Origin of the sequence: Streptomyces sp. NPDC006872 (genome assembly GCF_040635845.1) — a bacterium.
GTDB lineage: Bacteria > Actinomycetota > Actinomycetes > Streptomycetales > Streptomycetaceae > Streptomyces.
Genome location: NZ_JBEYIL010000041.1, coordinates 1 through 17988 on the forward strand (window position 1 = coordinate 1; position 17988 = coordinate 17988).

A 17988-nucleotide genomic window follows, 5' to 3' on the forward strand; every position below is an offset into this window, starting at 1 on the left:
GCTACGAACGCAAGGCCGCTCACTTCCTGGCCTTCACCAGCATCGCCTGCACCCTCATCTGCTACCGCAGACTCGCCAAATGAGATGGCCTCTAAACCACGCAGTCCAGGCCGTCGCCCGCATGCGCAACCTCGCCCTGGCCGCTTGATCAGCAGAGCCGCGATCGGGCCTTGAACTGCAAAAACACGGCGTTCTGCAACGCGCTTTAGCGTCGAAGACGTGCGCTCCACTGTCAATGCAGAAGCAGGAGCAGGACCCGCCGAGGCTGATCTGCCCCGAAGCGCGAAGACTCCGCCGTCATGCGGCAGGACCAGTACCATCGCTGGCCGCGTTGAGCAACGGGTACACCGCTTCGTGCAGCCGTTTCCGGTCTGGCTCAATTTTCGTAGCCAGCGTTGGCACATGGGTGCCAGAAGAAAAGACGGGAGCAAGTTGAACCGTGCCTGTCGCGAGCTCGTAGTGTTCATTAGAAGCTCGGAGTCACAAGGCGATAGAGCTATCGCGAACCACAATCACGAAATAGCGAAGGATTGAGATAAATGCCAAATTCTGCTACCAGTTCGGGTTCGAACGAAAGTTTCAAGTCTGCCTTCTCTGTTATTAGCGCATCAGGGGATGTTAGGCATGGAGCTTTTGTCGGCCCTGGCACAAGCGTGACAGCAGGGGAGGGCCCTGTGATCGCTCCTATCCTGCCGCCGGCAGAACACGTGGCTATGGCTATCCACGTTGAGGGAACGAGAGATTTCTACATGGCTCCAGCTGCAGATCCCGGTCGGTTTCACCGCTGGAGTGCTTCGGCGCGGAAGTGGATGCCCACCACTGCGCAAGTAGCGCAGTTCCTCAATGATGTTTCTCCTACGATCCTGGGCGGGCTCGGAAACTTCACAGGTCCATACCCGGCAAGGGTACTTAACGGATTGGGTGCAGCCTGGCAGACGATGAATGCTGCGAAGGATGGAGTGCAGGCGACTCGGCAGAATACGAGTACTGCGCACAGGTTCATGAGTGGGACGGCGGCTTTCGTCAGGACTGCTGCGGCGGGATCGCAAATAGCTACAGCTGTTACACCCGACCAGGATTCGCCCTGGGCCAAAGCCACAAACGGTACTGCCACTATGCTGTCGGCTCTGGGCACTGGGATCGATATGGGAGCCAGCTGGATGGAACGTTCCCATCAGCAGGCTCAGGATCGAGACTTGGAAATGATAATGCCTGTTGCTCGGATGACCCCAGTGCATGTGCCTCGCACCAACTCCGGACCTAGTGCCCCGGTCGTCCCAGCCACTGCATACTCGGTTCAGCACCGTTCGGCGGCGGGCCTGCATCGACGTGGCGGTCAGTGATAAGCGCCGCAGGGAGTCTTGCGGCCAGGTAACTTTCCGCTGCGGCAGATAATGGCGCGTGGCGATCATGCGCGGCTTCGAGGGGTATCAGGGGGTGACAGGCGTCGTCGGCAGGACGCCCAGGCGGGTCCGGTTCGCCGACTCCGGTGCCAGGGCGTTCCCGATCGTCAGCGCGGAATAGAGAGCACTCTCCTGGCTGTCCACGTCCACCACATGGCTGCCGGCGAACCACAGGCCGTCCTTGCCGTTGAGGCCCTGTAGATCTCCCTGTGCCCGAATGAAGTCCGGCGTGATCATCGGGTGACGGAAGTCCTGCGCGGCAAGCAGCCGCTTGGGCTCTTCGCGGCGGTGCAGAGCCCAGCTCTTGAAGACGTCGATGTCCCCGCGCAACCGCCCGTACGAGATCGACGCCTCGGCATAGTCGTCATCGTGCGTGATGTTGAACGAGGACCAGTCTGCCGTCAGGGCAGGCATGTAGACCGGGTCTTCGTGGATCACGATGCGGCCCGGCATGTAGCGGAAGCGGCCGTAGATCTGCGTGAGCCGACCGGCCTGAGGCAATTGACTCACCAGGGGCACGGCCGATTCGGGAGGCAGTGCGAAGACGACCTGATCCGCGAGGTGAACCTGCCCTCGGCTGTCCGTGACCTGATAGACCTGGCCACTTCGAGTGAGCCCCACAGCCTGCGTATTCACGAGAGTGGTCACCCCGGTGAGTTCCCCGGCCATGGCGGATATGACGGACTGAAGACCGTCGCGGGCGTTCACATAGTCCGTCGTCTGCTCTGTACCCTCGCCGACCAGTGGCCGCACGCCGAGCGCCAGCGCCGCACGCGCCGAGAAATCCTTGACCTGACTGACCGTCGCACCGTTCACCGAAGCCACGTACGGGTAGACAAGGCTCTGCTTCAGTGCGTCTTCTACGGTCATCGCCTCGACCAGATCGGTGACCGTGACGCCCCAGTCCCGGTTCGCCTCGAGTTCCCGCGCCCTGTCCATCAATTCCGCGACGGCCTGGAGCGCCGGGAGATACGGCAGAACGTCCGTGATCGGCCGATCGGCACCGGGTGTCACCATGACCGGCGTCTGTTCACCGTAGCGGGTGACGGTGTTGTCGAACCGATTGGCGACCGTGGGTACCTGAAGGACCGATGTGACCAACTTGTGGTAAATCGGATGAGATTGGGCTCCGAAGAACTGCGCCCCGAGGTCCACGATCGCCCTGCGGCCATCACTGGTCTCCACGGGCACGCTCGCCACATGGCCGCCGAGCGAGGGCGCCGACTCGAGCACCGTGACGTCGTGGTGTCCGTCCAGCAGCCAGGCGGTCGCCAGGCCGGCGATGCCACCGCCGATGACGACAACTCGTTGCCGTGCCTCGTCGGCAGACACCGCGTACGCGGATTCCGAGCCGACGACACTGCCCGCCAGTGCCGCTGCCGTGCCCAGACCGACAGCGGACACGAATCCGCGCCGCGACAGCCGGGGCGTGTCATTGCCGTGTGCCATTTTTGCGTACCCTTCGTTTTCCCCTGGGAACAGAGCGGAATCCGCCCCGGTCAGCTTCGATTCCGAGCTGCCCATTGACCGCCAAGCCTCACGGACGACGCGAGCGGGACATAGAAGACCTGTGCCACCTCGATCTCCGGATCCACCGAGCAGTCGGCGGCCCACCAGCGGATCCTGGTGGGCCGCCACGCTCGCCCGGTAACACGCCACGACGCTGAAATCCTTCGTAAAAGCCTCGACGACCGGCGCGATCGCCCGTCAGCGGAGCCTGAAGGCGGCGGCGAACTCGACGGACGGGCCGCGTGACTCGATGGCACCCCTTATGCACATGAACACCGACTACTTGAATCAGATCTTGCGCGCGTGACTTATGCGCGATGCCGGGCACCACCCATCGCCTGACGGTTCGTGGGGCTCATCGCATAAGACCCAGCCGGTTTGGAAGTTGGTTGGGTGGTTTTCTGACTTGGCGCGGTCGACGCGTCACGAGGCGCCGTCATGGCCGCATCCGCCAGACCCTGCGAATGCTCAGCGCACATTGCGGCATAAATTCTCTCCGCTTTCTTCCGAATTTTTCCGTTCTGTGTCGGGTTCATGCTCGCCATGGCCAGAGCTGAGCGCTGCGGGGAGATGCTCTGCTGGAGGGCTCCGACTGTGTCTGCCTGGAAGATCAGACCTGCGGCCGCTCTGGCTTGCTCTTCGACGGCGGTCTTCCGGCTGTTGTCGATCGCCTCGGGTGTCTCCTCTCGTAGACTTCTCCGGCCGCATTCCTCCCGGCGCTTCCGGCAGATGTCCTCAAGGCGTTGGTGCGCGTTTCCTCGTACGCCTTGACCACCCTTTTCGCCTCGGCGGCGATCCTCCTGTCCTGGAGGAGTTTCCCCAAGAAGGGGAAGCGGCTCGGCCTTTCTTTCGGCAGCTTTCTGGCCACGACTTCGACGACGGACTTCCTCAGGTTGGTCGGGATGTCGAGACGTGGAGTGCTCTGGCCGTAGGAGGCGCGAGGGAGATATGCATACGCGTAGACATCTTGCGCGATGTCTTCCGGAGATGTGGCTTTCCTTGTGGGTTCATCCTGTGTGGACATTCGGCACCCTGTTCTCCGTGGTGTTCATCGGGCTTCTGACAGCGACCGTGACGAGACGACGGCTCTCCTGGCAACGCGAGTTCGCCTGCCAACGGGTACTTGGGGATACGGGCGGAAGGTCTCGCCGGTTCTGCCGTACTCCTTCGAACCCGATCCTTCGTGAGGGCCGACGATGGACTCGGGACCGTTGCGCCGACGGCGGCTGGGGGTGGACAGGCCGGCCGCCAATGCCGTCTCGGGGGCGTCAGAATCCTCTGGTCCTCGGCCGTATGAGCCGGCCACGACTCAGCACAGCCCTGGCGGCCGGAAGAACCCCCGGGAGCCCTCTGGCCTACTCGACGAAGATGTCGACCGACGGACGCATCCGCGAGCAGACCTCCAGCACCTGGTGGAGGACGTGCCCCTCGAACGCCTCGAAGGGGGAGCGGTCCACGGTCTTGTCATCGACCGCCGGGTACGCCCGTTGCGTGAGGAGGTAGTCGAAGCGGGGAGCCCACTTCCGGGCTCCGAGTCGTGCCGTGGTCGAGCAGTTGTCCACCATGTAGGCCACGCCGCGGGCGTGCATGTACGGGTTGAGGGAGTCGACCGCCTCGATGACGGACTCGTTGGCGATCTCGGAGTAGGGGTGGCCGCGCTCCAGGAGGAGGTCCGCCTGGGCCATCATGACGCCGCAGAACACGCCGGCGGTGAAGGGGTCGAGCGGAACCTCGGCGTCCGTCTCGCGTGCCGCCCGCACGCTTTGGCCGACACGCCACATGTCCGCCTGGTCGACGCGGCCCATCGGGAAACGGTCGAGGCGCTTGCCGGCCAGGATCACGCTGCGGATCTCGTTGCCGGAACTCACCTCGTCGTAGATCTCCGCTGTCAGTTCGAGCCCGACGGGATACGCGGCGGAGTACGCCTCCGCGAATATTTCCTTGTCCTCGTCCGCGAGACGCTCGTAGACGCCTATGAGGCCGTCCTTCGAGATGATCCGCGAGAGGGGGCCGGTGACGGATTCCACCGAGTGACGGAAGGCGTCGTCCTCGCTCATCTTCTCGTCACGGTAGCGCCGGTAGAGGCTTTCCACGATTCCGTGCACACCGCCGAGCAGCATGGCGCGCTCACCGGTCAGGTCCGACAGGTACTCGGAGCGCAGCGTGGTCTGGAAGGTGAACGGTGCCCCGAGCGCCACCGACCACCCGAGGGCCCGTTCGACGGCGCGGCCGGTGACGTCCTGTTCGACGGCGAAACTCGCGTTGATGCCGGCGCCGTTCACGGTGGAACCCTGCACGTAGAGGGCGCGCACCGAGGGTCCCATGCCCTTGGGGCAGACGGCGATCACATCGACGTCCTGCGGGAACCGCTCACCGGTGTCCGTGAGATGCCCCAGCAGGAACCCGTGCGACAGGCCCAGCGTCGTGCCCGGACGCAGTGCGGTGAAGATGTCCGCGTAGTTCTCGGCCAGCGCGGCGTCGGATATGAGCAGCAGGACCATGTCGGAGGCCGCGACGACCTCGAGCATCTCTCCGAGAGAGCCTTCCTCCTCGGTGAAGCCCGCGGCACGGGCAAAGTCCCGCGACCGGGATCCTTCCCGGAGACCGACCACCACTTTGACGGCGTCGCCCAGGGAGTCGCGCAGGTTCTGGGCCTGGGCAGGCCCCTGCGACCCCCAGCCGATCACTCCGATCTGCCGTACCCCCTCGAACGCGGCCGGAAGCCGGTCGAACAGATGCCGGCCGCCGCGTACGACCGCCTCACGTCGGTCTCCGAGGTTGACGTACTCCTTGTCGAAGACGGCGGTGTCGAAGTCCAGTGCTTCCATGGGTGCTTCCAAGGTTCTCAACCTGTTCTTTCTCACGACGACGGCTTGCGTCGTCCATGGACGGGTGCTGACTGGCACGAGGTCGGGTGCCGGACGGTGGACGCTCTGGGGCGTCACACTCCACGAGGGCTGCTCACGTCCAGCTCACGTCCTGCCTTGCGGAGGCGGAGGCGGAGGCGGAGGCGGACGCGGCGGGCCGTGTGCTCCTGAGCCACAGCAGAGCGGGCCACAGCCCGGCCGGCGCGGACAGGGCCCCCATGAGGGACACGGCGACGACCGGGCCCTGCCACTCCGCGAGAAGTCCGGCAGCCGCGGTACCGATTCCCTGGGCGGTGAGATTCATGGCCGACGCCGTTCCCATGCCCTGAGCGCGGACATCGTCCGGCAGCAGCTCGATCAGGGTGGAGACGGAGACGACGACCTGGACGCACCACAGGGCGTTGCTGACGGCGAAGGCCACCATGGCCAGGTAGATGCTGCCGCTCCGGACCGCGACGACGACCAGCGGAAGACCCGCCGTGATACAGAGCAGAGGCAGGTGGGCGGCATGCCGACGGACCGGCACGAACCGATGGAACGCCCACAGTCCGAGGACCGCGCCCACGCCCGTGCAGGCCATCAGGCCACCGGTCCAGGCGGGTCCGCGGCCGAGTCCGCTGACGTACGGCGTCGCCAGGGCCTCGGGGGCGATGTAGAAGAACCCGAGAGCGGTGCTCAGAAAGATCGCCCGCCGACGCGGCTCACCCCAGAGCAGACTCAGGCTGCCGACCGCGGGCCTGGATTTCATCGGTTCTCTGGACCGCGGTCTGACGAAGGCACGGTAGAGCGCGTAGGCCGCCACGAATGTCACGGCGTCGAAAGCGAGACACACCTCAGGGGTGAGGAGCCAGGACAGTGCCCCTCCGAAAGCGAATCCGAAGATCTGCGCCGTCTGCGTGGTGACCTGACGGACAGACATGCCGACCGGATACTGCTCGGCGCTGAGGATGTCCCGCAGCAAGGCGAGCTGCGCGGCCTTGTACGGCCCTCCGAGAAAGGACATGACAGACACGAGAAGGCAGAGAACGGCGAGCGGAACACCCGGAATCGCCATGGCCCCCACGACCGCGGCCCTCGAGATGTCCACGGCCATGATGACGCTTCGGCGCGGGTGGCGATCCGCGACCGGGGAGAGCGTGAGCGCGCCGACGACACTCGGCACGTAGGTGAGAGCGTAGGTGAGCCCGGTCAGCGCCGCCGAGTTCGTGCGGTCGAAGACCAGGACCGCCAGCGCGATCCGGGCGAGCTGATCCCCGAAGTACGAGATCAGCTCGGCCGACCAGGCGGCCCGGAACTCGGTCGAGGAGAAGAGGGAACGGGGGGTGTGTTCGCTGTGCATGACGGCTACGGACAGCCTTTCGCCGTGCATTCGCGCGAAGTCCGGCGAGAGGCCGTCGTATGGCGAGAGGCCGTCGTATGGCGAGAGTCTCTCGTACGGCGCGGATCCTGGACGGAGCTTCGGCGTGCCACGAAGGGGTCAGGCGTCCCGGTGCATGTTCACGCCCGCGAGCATGCACCGGGTCCTGATACAACGCGACCTACCAGTCGGCCTTGGCCATGGCGAGCTTCCTTTCTGGATCCGGAACAGCGGCGTTCGTGGCGCGCAGCCATGCGGCTGAAGGCACGGACAGTCATGCTTGCGGCGGCGTGACCCGGGCTCTTGGGGGATAGCGGGCCACGCCGCCGCTCGGCCCCGTCCATGGGCGACGAGGCCGGCGAGATACCGCGTGAGCTGCGTCCTTCGACGGGGGGTCGGATGTCGGCCGCTCACGCCGTATCTCTTCCTAGCTACGTGGGGCCGCCCCGGATGGTTCTCACCTCTTCGAGATTCGGAGAGGATTTTTCTTCCGCGCCGGGCCGGGCCGGGCCGACAGCCGAGACCCGGAGCCCGCGTGGCGACATCGAACGCATGTCACGGCTTCGAACCTGCGGTGACGCAGGGAGGCGGCGATCGCCGGGACGGCGGTGCCCTGTGTTCCCGCGCGGGGCTCCGGCCGGGAAGGGGCCGCTCGACCAGCATGGCGGCGACGGCCCGTTGCGGGCTCCAGGGGTTTACGGGGACGCCATCCGGGTCTTCCGCGGGCCGTGGCCCGGACTGCATGGGTGCCTGGGCCACGGCGTGCCGGCCTCGACCATGCGTGATGAGGCCGGCGTGGATGCCGGATGAGCTGCTGCCCTCCGTGACGAGGTGGCCCGGCAGGCAGCGAACGACTCAGATGTACGGCATCCACTGGGAGCTACGTGGTGATCCCGCCGCAGGGTTCGAACTTTGCTGACGCTGGCTGAAAAGAACAGCCCTGACGCAAAAGAGCCGACCGGAGAGCACGGCACCGACCTCACTGGTCGTCACCGACACTGCGACGGCAGTGCCGGAGCGTGGCCGAGCTGGAAACGGCGAAGAGCCCTTTTGCCATGCGGTGGGGCGGGGTGCCGGGTGGCTGTAGCGGATTGAGGCGTCCCCGGAGTCGTCGCGGAGCTGGCTGAACACCGCGTCGGCCTCGTGCGGGGCTGGCCGAGCTCCTTCGCGAAAAACACCGAGGCTGCTTTCAGGGTCTCGTTCGCCCGCCTCAACTCGGCTTTTTTCCTTGCGGAGTTGAGTGAGCTCATCCTTCTCGGTCGTGGTGAGCAGATCGGGCCGGTTCCCCTGGTCGGCCTTGGCCTGACGGACCCATTGCCGCAGGGCTTCCATATGGATGCCCAGATCCCGGACGACATGCGGGACCGGACGGCCCGAGGTCTGGACCTCGCGGACGGCCCGCTCGCGCAGCTCGTCCGGGTACTTCCGTGGCCCAGGCAATCGGACCTGCGTTCTCCCATCTACCGTGGCGATCATGCGCGGCTTCAGGGCCGCCACAAAATCCGGTTCAGCTCACGAGGACCTTGTCGAGGTTCTCGGTCTCCGGCAGGAACTGGGTGAGGTCCTGGCCCCGGGCGGTCTCGCGTCCCAGGGTGTCCAGCTCGTTGATCGCGGCGTGAGCAGCGCGGGCTGTGATGCCGTCCGCACCGAGGGGACCTGCTGGCCGTCGCCGTTGCAGGGGGATCTCGCGCAAGAAGTCCGACCCCGGCGATGTCCTCGTACTGGCGAACACCCTCCGCACCGACATGCACGCCCACCGGCCGCTGCCGACCGACAGCGAACTCGATGCGGCTCTGTACTCTCTCCAACCGCTTGGCACCCGATCGGCCTCATCGTAACGGCTCGGCTCATCTCTATAGCTGCGATCTGAACCATGAGCACAGTAAATACGTAGTCACAGTAGGTCACCTTCCCGCGGCATCCACCGAGAAATAACCTCTTCCGGAATTTCCAAAAAAAGCAAATTCAATGGATGGGAAAATGGATAAACGGCTTCCTGATTGGAATGACTGGGCGCGTCAAGGAGCTGAGGCTGCGCGTCAGCCGGCGCTCCGGGATATGCGCCCGGACATAGCCTCCGCGTTAGCTTATGAGGAAAGGAGTGCAGCCGCAGCCGCGTATCTGCAGCAACTCCATTTTCACACGCTCTCGCCTGGTACGGTCGGAAACCCCGCGTATCCAGTGGCGGCCCTCCCGCCGGCAGTCACGTATCCGCGCTCCCCCGGGTACATTCCGCCCCCTACAGTCAGAAGCTCTACATACCCGGTTCGACCTCTGCCTCCGGCAGTCACACCGATATCTGAGCAGTCGCTGTCGGCCCCTTCATCATTTGCTGCAAGTGCAATTCACTACACGCCGAGCAGAGAATTGAATGATAGGGAATGGGCTCAGGAGAAAGTCGATTCCAATGACTTTTTCGTAAGGGGTAAAATTGAAGATTTACGACGAGGGGCCCGGGATGGTCAAATTTTAGATATGGAAGCCGCTGACGACTATTTGGGTAAAATTCTACTTCCCGGCAATTGGACATCGAGGGGGGCCTTGAGGCAATTAAAAATTATTCGGTCGGAGTATTCAAAAATGATGCGTGCAAGCTCGCACTCAAGGCCCCCCACCTACGCCCTTCCAGGGCATATTTCGAATTATGCCCGGAGGTGAAGATTATCGTGGCTCTCGCTGTGGAGTGATTCAGTCGGTTCCGTATCCTTCCATGCTCGACGTCCCGTACCAGCTGGTCGAGCACGTCTCGTGGCTCATCTACACCGAAGGCGTGAACCGAACTCCCCATGGCGGAAGCTCGGTCGCTTCAAGCAAACCCTGCTCGTCCTGGCCACCTACGGAAGAACGAGACGTTCGCCGAGGCGGGGGCAGGGTTCGGGTGTCCGAAACCACGGCGTGGCGGTACGGGGACGAGACCGTCAAGATCCTGGCCACCTGGGCACTGGGGCTGCACGAGGCCCTGGTGGGCCTGGGCGAGGGCGACTTCGTCATCGTCGACGGCACTCTGATCCCGACCGACCGTATCGCCGCGGACGAGCCCAACTGGTTTAAGCCATCACCTGCTGCTCGAATCCATCAGCGACGAACTCGGGCCAGATCGCCTGGATCTACGAGTGACTGATGTCTCGATCTTACTAACAATCATGGCGCGGGCGTTCTATCAATCGTAGGCATGGCGGCTGAGTATGGTCCGAGTTCGGAAGCATGGTCTTGGGGGAGTTCTGGAGTTTCCAGACTCTGGGTGGAGGGGAATTTCCGAGACCTGGCAGTCGTCTACTCCGTAGCATCGCGCTGGGAGGTCAGGTGTCTCCAGAGACGGATTGAGCCGCAAGTGCGTCGACATATCCGGTGGGCCACGGGCGCTGACCAACCGAGATTCCGCCTGAGGTTCTGGGATTCGCGAGATCTGAAGAGAAATGAACAAGAGGGTGCAAGAATGATTACGGCGACTCGTGTCGCAGGCGGCCTCGGAGGTCTGATCGAGGGCGTCCGCATTACGGATGACATGGATGAAGTGTCGGTCGCAGGAATCCATGCCGCACTGCTGAAGTACAAAGTGGTGTTCCTGAGGAATCAGCACGGGCTGGACGATGCCGGCCAGGTTGCATTCGCGAGCCGATTGGGCAATGTCACCCTGGCGCACCCCATGGTGAAGAGGGGGGATAACTCGATGGTGCTGCCCGTCGACTCCCAGTACGGCAAGGCGAACAGTTGGCACACCGATGTCACGTTCGTCGACCGAGTGCCGGCGATCAGCATTCTGCGGGCAGTTCGGCTCACGCCGTACGGCGGTGAGACGACGTGGGCGAACACCGCCGCTGCCTACGCCTCGCTGCCGGAGCCGTTGCAGGCGCTTGCGGTAAAGCTGTGGGCGGTGCATACGAACGTCCACGACTACGCGGGGGATGACGTCGACGACGTTCGCATCGGCGGTATCGACGTAAAGGCAGAAGCATCTATCGCGGAGTACGGAGCCAATGTCTTCGAATGTGAACACCCCGTAGTCCGGGTGCATCCGGAGACCGGCGAGCGCTGCGTCCTGCTCGGAAGATACGCCAAGAGGTTCGTCGATGTGACGAACGGTGAGTCCCGTCTGCTCTACCAGTTGCTCCAGGAGCGCGTTACCCGGCTGGAGAACACCGTGCGATGGCACTGGCGGCAGGGCGACGTGGCCATCTGGGACAACCGGGCCACACAGCACTACGCCATCGCGGACTACGGGGACCTCCCTCGCGTCATGCACCGGGTCACGGTGGCCGGTGACATACCCGTTGCGGTGGACGGCCGGCAGAGCAAAATGCGCGCCGGCGACCCTTCCGCGTACTCGCGCCTGTCGTGACGAAGTTTTCCCCTCTCGGAGTCGAAAGCACGGTCGACCGGCTCAGGGCAGCCGTCGGCGCAGAGAGCAGCGAATGATGACGAATCGGCGGGTTGTGGTGACAGGGCTTGGGTGCGTGACTCCGATCGGGGAGGACGTGCCCAGTACCTGGCGGGCCATGCTGGACGGACGGTCTGGAGTAAGGAGACTCGATGACGGATATTCCCAGAACCTGCCCGTGAAGATAGCAGCACCAGTTGTCGCCGAGCCGCCGCACGCGGTTGAACGCGTCAAAGGGCGGCGCATGGACAGGAATGCGCAGTTTGCCGTAGCGGCAGCACGTGAGGCTTGGGCTGACGCCGAACTGACTGACGATCTGCCAAAAGAGAGACTGGGTGTGGTCGTAGGCTGCGCGGTCGGCGGCCTTCACACCACCCTCAGCAATTACGACCACCTGCCGGGGAACCCACGTCGTGTGTCGCCCTGGGGGATACCGATGTTGATGGTCAACTCGGCTGCCGCCTACGTCGGCATCGAATTCGAGGCGCGGTCCGCCGTGCGAACTCCGGTGTCGGCGTGTGCATCCGGCAACGAAGCACTGGCGATGGCGGCCGATGAGATCAGGCTCGGCCGCGCCGATGTCGTCCTGGCGGGTGGCGCCGAGAGCGCCATCACGCCCCTGACGCTTGCGGCGTTCGCCCAGATGACCGCGCTCAGCACGCGAAATGACGCTCCCACGCTGGCATCGCGGCCGTGGGATCTGGACCGGGACGGGTTCGTGCTCGGCGAAGGCGCCGGGATCCTCGTCCTGGAGGCATACGACCACGCGAGAGCGCGCGGAGCGAACATCTACGCGGAACTGTCTGGGACGGGAGTCACCTCAGACGGCTACGACATCGTGCGTCCGGACCCGGATGCCAAGGGCGCCTTCCGCGCGATGCGGCAGGCTCTTGAGGACGGCTACCTGGTGCCCGAGGACATCGTTCATGTGAACGCACACGCCACCTCCACCCCCATGGGCGACGTGATCGAGGCTTCCGCAGTGCGCCGCGTGCTGGGGAAGGCCGCGGACGGCATGATCGCCACGGCCTCCAAGTCCATGACCGGTCATCTCCTCGGGGCGTCCGGTGCGGTGGAGTCGATAGCGACGGTGCTGGCCATCCGGGATCGTCTTGTGCCGCCGACGGTGAATCTGGAGCGACCGGATCCGCGGATCGACTTGGACATGGCACGTACCGAGCGCAAGCTTCCCGGCGGTGATGTCGCTGCCTTGTGCAACTCGTTCGGCTTCGGCGGCCACAACACCAGCATCGCGTTCGCTTCGATCTAGCAGCCGGCGATGGAAGAGCAGAACCAGAAGGTGAAAACAAACATGGCGCAACCCATATCCCTCGATATTTTCCGCGATCCACACGAGCAGAATTACGAATTGCGCTCAGCTTCCGATGCCGTTCTGGTGGAATTACCAGGCGGAGTCAGAGCCTGGGCGGTGACACATTATGCCACTCTTCGAGAAATCCTTGGTGATTCTCGGGTGAGCAGGGACAGTCGACACTGGCGGGCTCTGGCGGACGGGGAAGTCCCGGCAGGCTGGCCTCTGCTCAGCGTCGTCACGGTCAGGTCGATGGCAACGCTCGACGGTACCGATCACCGAAGACTGCGCACCCTTGTCTCCCAGGCGTTCACGGCCCGCCGCGTGGCCGAGCTGCGTCCCAAGATCGAACAGGCTGTCAGCGCTCTGCTCGACGACCTCGAGAAGGCCCTGGCCTCCGAACGCCACCTGTGGGTCGACTTGCGCAAGGTGTTCGCTCACCCGCTCCCTATGACCGTCATCTGCGACCTGATGGGATTCCCCGAGGAAGGACGTGATGAACTTCGCGCCATCTCGGACGTACTGTCGAGCAGCATCTCAAGTACGAGTGAGCAGATCTCGAACGAGAAGGCGCTGTACGAACTTCTCGCGCGGTTTATCGCTGACTGTCGCAAGGCTCCTGGAGCCAATCTGACGGGGGATCTGATCCGGGCGAGCTCTGACGGCGGTGACAAGCTCAGTGACGCAGAGCTCCTCGGCACGCTGGCAACTCTCCTGGTGGCCGGCCACGGTACTACGGCGCATTTGATCGTCAATGCGGCCAAGGCTCTGCTGGCGAACCCCGCGCAGCGTGATCTCGTCATGTCGGGCGCCCAGTCGTGGGAGAACGTAGTGGAGGAGTCCTTGCGCTATGACTCTCCGCTCGGCCAATTTCCGATGAGGTTCGCCACGGAGGATATCGAGATCAACGGGGCCGTCATCCCTAAAGGCGATGCCATACTTGCCAGCTATGCTGCCGCCGGGCGGGACGACAAGCAGTTCGGGCCCACTGCGGATGTCTTCGACATCACGCGTGGCCCCACACAGCATCTGTCGTTCGGTCATGGTATTCACTATTGCCTGGGTGCACCGCTAGCGCGTATGGAGACCTCCATAGCCCTCTCATCGCTCTTCACCAGATTCCCCGACCTCATTGCTGCGGTGGATCTGGAGAAGCTGCGCCCACTGCCGTCCGTCATCAGCAACAGCGTGCGAAGACTCCCTGTACGTCTCGCCGCCCGGCGGCAGGGGGAATAGGGTGCGCTGCCTCTCCCCACGGGAAACCACGATCACTGTGAGTGGCAACCGGTACAACGCGCTGACCGCCGGCCCCGAGGACGGTCCGCTCGTCCTCATGCTGCACGGCTGGCCGGAGTTCGCGGATTCCTGGACGTCCCAGTTGGTGGGCTTGGCGACGTTGGGTTACCAAGCAGTTGCCGTGGATCAGCGCGGTTACTCACCGGAAGTCCGGCCACTTGCAGTGGGCGACTATGGGATCGAAGTGCTGGCACAGGACGCGATGGGATTTGCGGAGGCTTTCACGTCCGACAAGTTCCACCTCGTGGGACAGGACTGGGGCGGCGCCGTCGCGTGGAAGCTCGCGGAACTGGCACCCGAGAAACTCCACTCGCTTGCTGTCTTGTCCTGCCCGCATCCCGAAGCCCTGCGCGTCGAGGCACTCCTCGATCGGGACCAGTACGAACGCCTGGACTACATGCGCTTCTTCCGTGAGCAGACGGGGACACCTGAGAAACTGCTCCTGTCACGTCACGCGCATCGTCTGAAAGCCCTCTACGGCAGCCGGATGCCAGAGGAGCAAGTTCACAGGAACGTCGCCAGACTCACGGAACCTGGGGTGCTGACCGCGACGCTCAACTGGTACCGCGCCATGCGGCCTGATGTATCCATCGAGGTCGGACCTGTGACACCTCGCGTCCTGCATGTCTGGGGCACAGAAGACAGGGCGCTCGGCCGCGCGGCGGTGGACCGCAGTGTCCATTACGTCCGCGGCGCCTACCGGCTGGAAGTCATCGAAGGCCAGGGCCACTGGCTCAGTACCGAAATTCCCGAGAGGATCACGGCTTTGCTGCGTGAGCACTTGGACAGCCCGGAGTTCCGGTCCGACGACGCCCATACGCCAATGGCAACGGCCGCGCCCCGCTGTGAATTCTACGGGTGATGACAAACCGTGGCGAACATGCGGCAGGGAAATCGAGATTCAGCCAGGAGAAATCCGTGCCGCGCGGGCCACTGCGAGAGAGGACATTGCCCGGTATCTCGCCGATCTGAGCAACACATCGAAAAGAATGTTGGAGCGCGCGGAGCGGACAAAACTTCGCCGCGGGCAGCGGGTCTGGCACAGTAAATGCGGAAAGCATCGACCGTACTCCGTGACTTCCGGGAGAATTGATTCACATGAGTCGCTTGTCACCAGCTCCGTTCGGTGACTACCAGAACGATATCTACCGATCCGCCCTCGCAGGTGTGCTACCGGAATTTCCTCTTTCCTACAGTGAACTCGAGACCCGCGCACAGGAAGCCATGTCTCCCTCTCTGCGGTCGTACGTCGCCGGCGGCGCCGGCGACGAGTCGACCCAGCGAGGCAACGCCACAGCCTTCGAGGAATGGGGCCTCTATCCACGGATGTTTGTCGGTGCCCACGAAAGAGACCTGACAGTCCAACTGTTCGACATGACATGGCCCGCCCCGGTCTTCATGGCGCCCATCGGGGTGATCGGCCTCTGCGCGCAGGACGGCCACGGCGACGTTGCCGCGGCCTCCGCGAGCGCCGAAACAGGCATCCCGCTCATCGGATCCACTCTGATGTCCGACCGCATGGAGACCGTTGCCCCCGCCCTCGACGGCACTCCGGGCCTTTTCCAGCTGTACACGCCCAATGACCGGGAACTCGCCCAGAGCCTGGTAACGCGCGCCGAACAGGCCGGCTACCGGGGCATCGTCGTCACCCTCGACACCTGGGTCACGGGCTGGCGACCCCGTGACCTGGCCACCGGGAACTTTCCTCAGGTGCGAGGACACTGCCTGGCCAACTACTTCAGCGATCCCGTCTTTCGTACACGCCTTGCCAAGCCCCCGGAGCAGGACCCCGAAAGCGCCATTCTGCTGTGGACACAGATCTCGGGCAATCCACTGACGTGGGACGACCTGCCGTGGCTGCGTTCGCTCACCCGCCTCCCACTGATCGTTAAGGGCATCAGTCATCCTGACGACGCTCGCCGCGCGCGAGACGGGGGTGTCGACGGCATCTACTGCTCCAACCACGGCGGCCGCCAGGCCAACGGTGGGCTACCGGCTCTGTACACGCTGCCGGACGTGGTGGACGTGGCCGAGGGCCTGCCCGTCCTCTTCGACTCAGGGGTACGTTCCGGCGCCGACGTGGCCAAAGCCCTGGCCCTCGGTGCTACGGCCGTCGGTGTTGGGCGCCCCTACGCTTACGGCATGGCCCTGGGCGGTGCCAAAGGCGTGGTACACGTCATCAAGTCCATTCTCGCCGAGTTGGACCTCATCATGGCCGTCGACGGATACCGAGCCGTGGCCGACCTCACACGAGACAGCCTGCGCCGAGTGCGGCCTTGATTTCCTGGTTCTCTCGATCATTCTCGAAGAAACCTGTGGACGAGGGCATGCAAAGACAGGGCCGAAACAGGAAGACGTCCAGCTGTCCTGTACGGAGCCCACTTCAAGCGCGATGGACGCATACCTGGTCCAGCTCATACCCTTTATCGAGGCCGTCCCCCCCGTCGGCGGGACCGACGCGGACGGCCCCGCCGACGACCACACACCATCTACGCCGACCGCGGCTACGACCGGGAAAAGTCCCGGAAGCGGGTTTGGGTTGTCGGCATCACCAGTCATCGCCCGCCGGCACCGTACACGGATCGGAACTGGCGTCCACCAGTGGGTCGTCGAACAGAGCTTGGGGGCTTTCCCATGATTGTGGGCACCGGTTGTCATGCGGCGGTGGCCAGCGTAGTTGAGCGCTGTTCGTAGGTGATCAGGCTGATCTGGCCGAGGGCGGGAGTGCTGTCGGCGGGTGTTGTAGCGGGTCGCCCAACGGAAGACCGCGAGGCGGGCCTCACTTGCCCCGTTCCACCGCTTGCGGCCCTGGAGCTTCCCGCGCTTCATGGTCGCGCAGGGCGCGAATAATTGCCTTGCGTACGTGACACGTCGGCCAGCGAGCGTCGCGCACGCAAACCGCCCGGAGGGTGAAACCGGCGTCGGACCCCGAGCGCTTGGCTGACCGCACTTGGCGGCGCACGAGTGTCAGCGGGTCCGTCTCGGAGCCGGTGCGACCGCGGCCTGAGATGCTCTCGCGGGCGTCGGCGAAGCGGTCGGAGACACTGCTCCCGGCCTGTCTCGTCCAGGTGGGGCAAGGGCCGCGGTCGAAGCGATGGTGCGGCTTCCGCGGTCTATTAGCTCCGCCAGGCGGTCAGGTGAATATCCCAGATCTTGCACCAGCTCCTTGATCTCTGCCAGAGTCACCTCCTGGCTGGTTCTTTGTGCCACGGGTTTCACCGGCGGCGGTGAAGGCGGAAGCGGACTCGCCGGCTCGACCGGAGGCGAGGTTTTCCTGGACAACCCCGGGAAAATTTTCTGCACCTGACGTGCGATATCCTGCAAGAACCGCCGCATTCTGGACACGTTCTGCTGCTCGGGGCGGTCACGAGGGGAAAGCGCGTCGCGCGCCTCGTGAACCGGCGGGCCTGGACCGTCACTCGTCAATCCGGTCTCGAAGGAACGTGACGCCGTTGTTTGTGGATCGTCGGCCGAACGTGCATTCATCGGTGCAGGAGCTGCCGGAGCCTGCCACGGCTCGTTGTTGAAATCCCTCTGCAAAGACTCCAGCCAGCGCTTCTCAAGGTTCAAAGCTGCGGAACCAGGAAAACTCTCCAGCACCTTTCGGACACTCGGGCTCATGCCCAGCATGTAGTTCACCGCAGATGCGGTGAACCTGTCGCTCTCGCTCGACATGCTGATGACGGGTTCGGCTCTACGGAAAACCGGTGGCGCGTTGTTCCTCCTGAAGTCATTGACGATCAGGTTCTCAGCCGCCTTCATCAACTCCCGCTTCTCGGCCTCCGTCAGTGCGCCAGTTGCCGATGGCTGTCCTTCCATTTCAGCCCCTCCAGTGATTTGGAACCCTCATTGACTCTACGGGTCAC

General features: G+C 64.0%; 12 protein-coding genes and 2 pseudogenes. 6 read left to right on the forward strand and 8 right to left on the reverse strand.

Annotated elements, in window-relative coordinates:
* Positions 1–1430: 1430 nt before the first annotated feature.
* The 6 genes from ABZ725_RS51720 to ABZ725_RS51745 form a co-directional block, all read right to left on the reverse strand.
* Positions 1431–2852 (reverse strand): FAD-dependent oxidoreductase, encoded by a 1422-nt coding sequence (locus tag ABZ725_RS51720; protein ID WP_358809338.1) that lies wholly within the window; start codon positions 2850–2852, stop codon positions 1431–1433.
* A gap of 670 nt (positions 2853–3522) precedes the next feature.
* Positions 3523–3936 carry a hypothetical protein gene (locus ABZ725_RS51725; protein WP_358809339.1) on the reverse strand — a complete coding sequence of 138 codons (414 nt, stop codon included), beginning with the start codon at positions 3934–3936 and terminating at the stop codon, positions 3523–3525.
* A 331-nt stretch (positions 3937–4267) separates the two neighbouring features.
* Complete coding sequence (locus tag ABZ725_RS51730; protein ID WP_358809340.1) at positions 4268–5740, reverse strand: ketol-acid reductoisomerase; 1473 nt, start codon at positions 5738–5740, stop codon at positions 4268–4270.
* A 133-nt stretch (positions 5741–5873) separates the two neighbouring features.
* Complete coding sequence (locus ABZ725_RS51735; RefSeq protein ID WP_358809341.1) at positions 5874–7118, reverse strand: MFS transporter; 1245 nt, start codon at positions 7116–7118, stop codon at positions 5874–5876.
* Between the two features lie 873 nt (positions 7119–7991).
* Positions 7992–8612 (reverse strand): transposase, encoded by a 621-nt coding sequence (locus tag ABZ725_RS51740; protein ID WP_358809342.1) that lies wholly within the window; start codon positions 8610–8612, stop codon positions 7992–7994.
* Between the two features lie 31 nt (positions 8613–8643).
* Positions 8644–8829, reverse strand: coding sequence for a hypothetical protein (locus tag ABZ725_RS51745; RefSeq protein WP_358809357.1), 186 nt, complete (start codon positions 8827–8829; stop codon positions 8644–8646).
* 951 nt (positions 8830–9780) lie between these two features.
* On the opposite strand from ABZ725_RS51745, the pseudogene ABZ725_RS51750 reads away from it, so the two are divergent.
* The 6 genes and pseudogenes from ABZ725_RS51750 to ABZ725_RS51775 form a co-directional block, all read left to right on the forward strand.
* A pseudogene (locus ABZ725_RS51750) lies at positions 9781–10182 on the forward strand (transposase family protein); the annotation flags it as partial.
* A gap of 390 nt (positions 10183–10572) precedes the next feature.
* Positions 10573–11475, forward strand: coding sequence for a TauD/TfdA family dioxygenase (locus ABZ725_RS51755; RefSeq protein WP_358809343.1), 903 nt, complete (start codon positions 10573–10575; stop codon positions 11473–11475).
* 73 nt (positions 11476–11548) lie between these two features.
* On the forward strand, positions 11549–12784 hold the full coding sequence (locus ABZ725_RS51760) for a beta-ketoacyl-[acyl-carrier-protein] synthase family protein (RefSeq protein WP_358809344.1): 1236 nt from the start codon (positions 11549–11551) through the stop codon (positions 12782–12784).
* 9 nt (positions 12785–12793) lie between these two features.
* Positions 12794–14062, forward strand: coding sequence for a cytochrome P450 (locus ABZ725_RS51765; RefSeq protein ID WP_358809345.1), 1269 nt, complete (start codon positions 12794–12796; stop codon positions 14060–14062).
* Positions 14063–14099: 37 nt separating this feature from the next.
* A complete protein-coding gene (locus tag ABZ725_RS51770) occupies positions 14100–14984 on the forward strand; it encodes an alpha/beta hydrolase (protein WP_358809346.1) in 885 nt (294 codons plus the stop codon).
* Positions 14985–15220: 236 nt separating this feature from the next.
* Positions 15221–16402, forward strand: coding sequence for an alpha-hydroxy-acid oxidizing protein (locus ABZ725_RS51775; RefSeq protein WP_358809347.1), 1182 nt, complete (start codon positions 15221–15223; stop codon positions 16400–16402).
* 374 nt (positions 16403–16776) lie between these two features.
* Here the strand turns inward: ABZ725_RS51775 and ABZ725_RS51780 are convergent.
* Both ABZ725_RS51780 and ABZ725_RS51785 read right to left on the reverse strand, forming a co-directional pair.
* Positions 16777–16957, reverse strand: a pseudogene (locus ABZ725_RS51780) (integrase core domain-containing protein); the annotation flags it as partial.
* Positions 16958–17089: 132 nt separating this feature from the next.
* Positions 17090–17941 (reverse strand): hypothetical protein, encoded by an 852-nt coding sequence (locus tag ABZ725_RS51785; protein WP_358809348.1) that lies wholly within the window; start codon positions 17939–17941, stop codon positions 17090–17092.
* Between the last annotated feature and the right edge of the window lie 47 nt (positions 17942–17988).

Excerpts from the sequence above, each read along its gene's own strand:
- ABZ725_RS51760 (WP_358809344.1), top strand. The coding sequence starts at position 11,549 with ATGATGACGAATCGGCGGGTTGTGGTGACAGGGCTTGGGTGCGTGACT.
- ABZ725_RS51735 (WP_358809341.1), bottom strand. The coding sequence starts at position 7,118 with ATGCACAGCGAACACACCCCCCGTTCCCTCTTCTCCTCGACCGAGTTC.
- ABZ725_RS51730 (WP_358809340.1), bottom strand. The coding sequence starts at position 5,740 with ATGGAAGCACTGGACTTCGACACCGCCGTCTTCGACAAGGAGTACGTC.
- ABZ725_RS51740 (WP_358809342.1), bottom strand. The coding sequence starts at position 8,612 with ATGATCGCCACGGTAGATGGGAGAACGCAGGTCCGATTGCCTGGGCCA.
- ABZ725_RS51720 (WP_358809338.1), bottom strand. The coding sequence starts at position 2,852 with ATGGCACACGGCAATGACACGCCCCGGCTGTCGCGGCGCGGATTCGTG.
- ABZ725_RS51765 (WP_358809345.1), top strand. The coding sequence starts at position 12,794 with ATGGAAGAGCAGAACCAGAAGGTGAAAACAAACATGGCGCAACCCATA.
- ABZ725_RS51785 (WP_358809348.1), bottom strand. The coding sequence starts at position 17,941 with ATGGAAGGACAGCCATCGGCAACTGGCGCACTGACGGAGGCCGAGAAG.
- ABZ725_RS51755 (WP_358809343.1), top strand. The coding sequence starts at position 10,573 with ATGATTACGGCGACTCGTGTCGCAGGCGGCCTCGGAGGTCTGATCGAG.
- ABZ725_RS51725 (WP_358809339.1), bottom strand. The coding sequence starts at position 3,936 with ATGTCCACACAGGATGAACCCACAAGGAAAGCCACATCTCCGGAAGAC.
- ABZ725_RS51775 (WP_358809347.1), top strand. The coding sequence starts at position 15,221 with ATGAGTCGCTTGTCACCAGCTCCGTTCGGTGACTACCAGAACGATATC.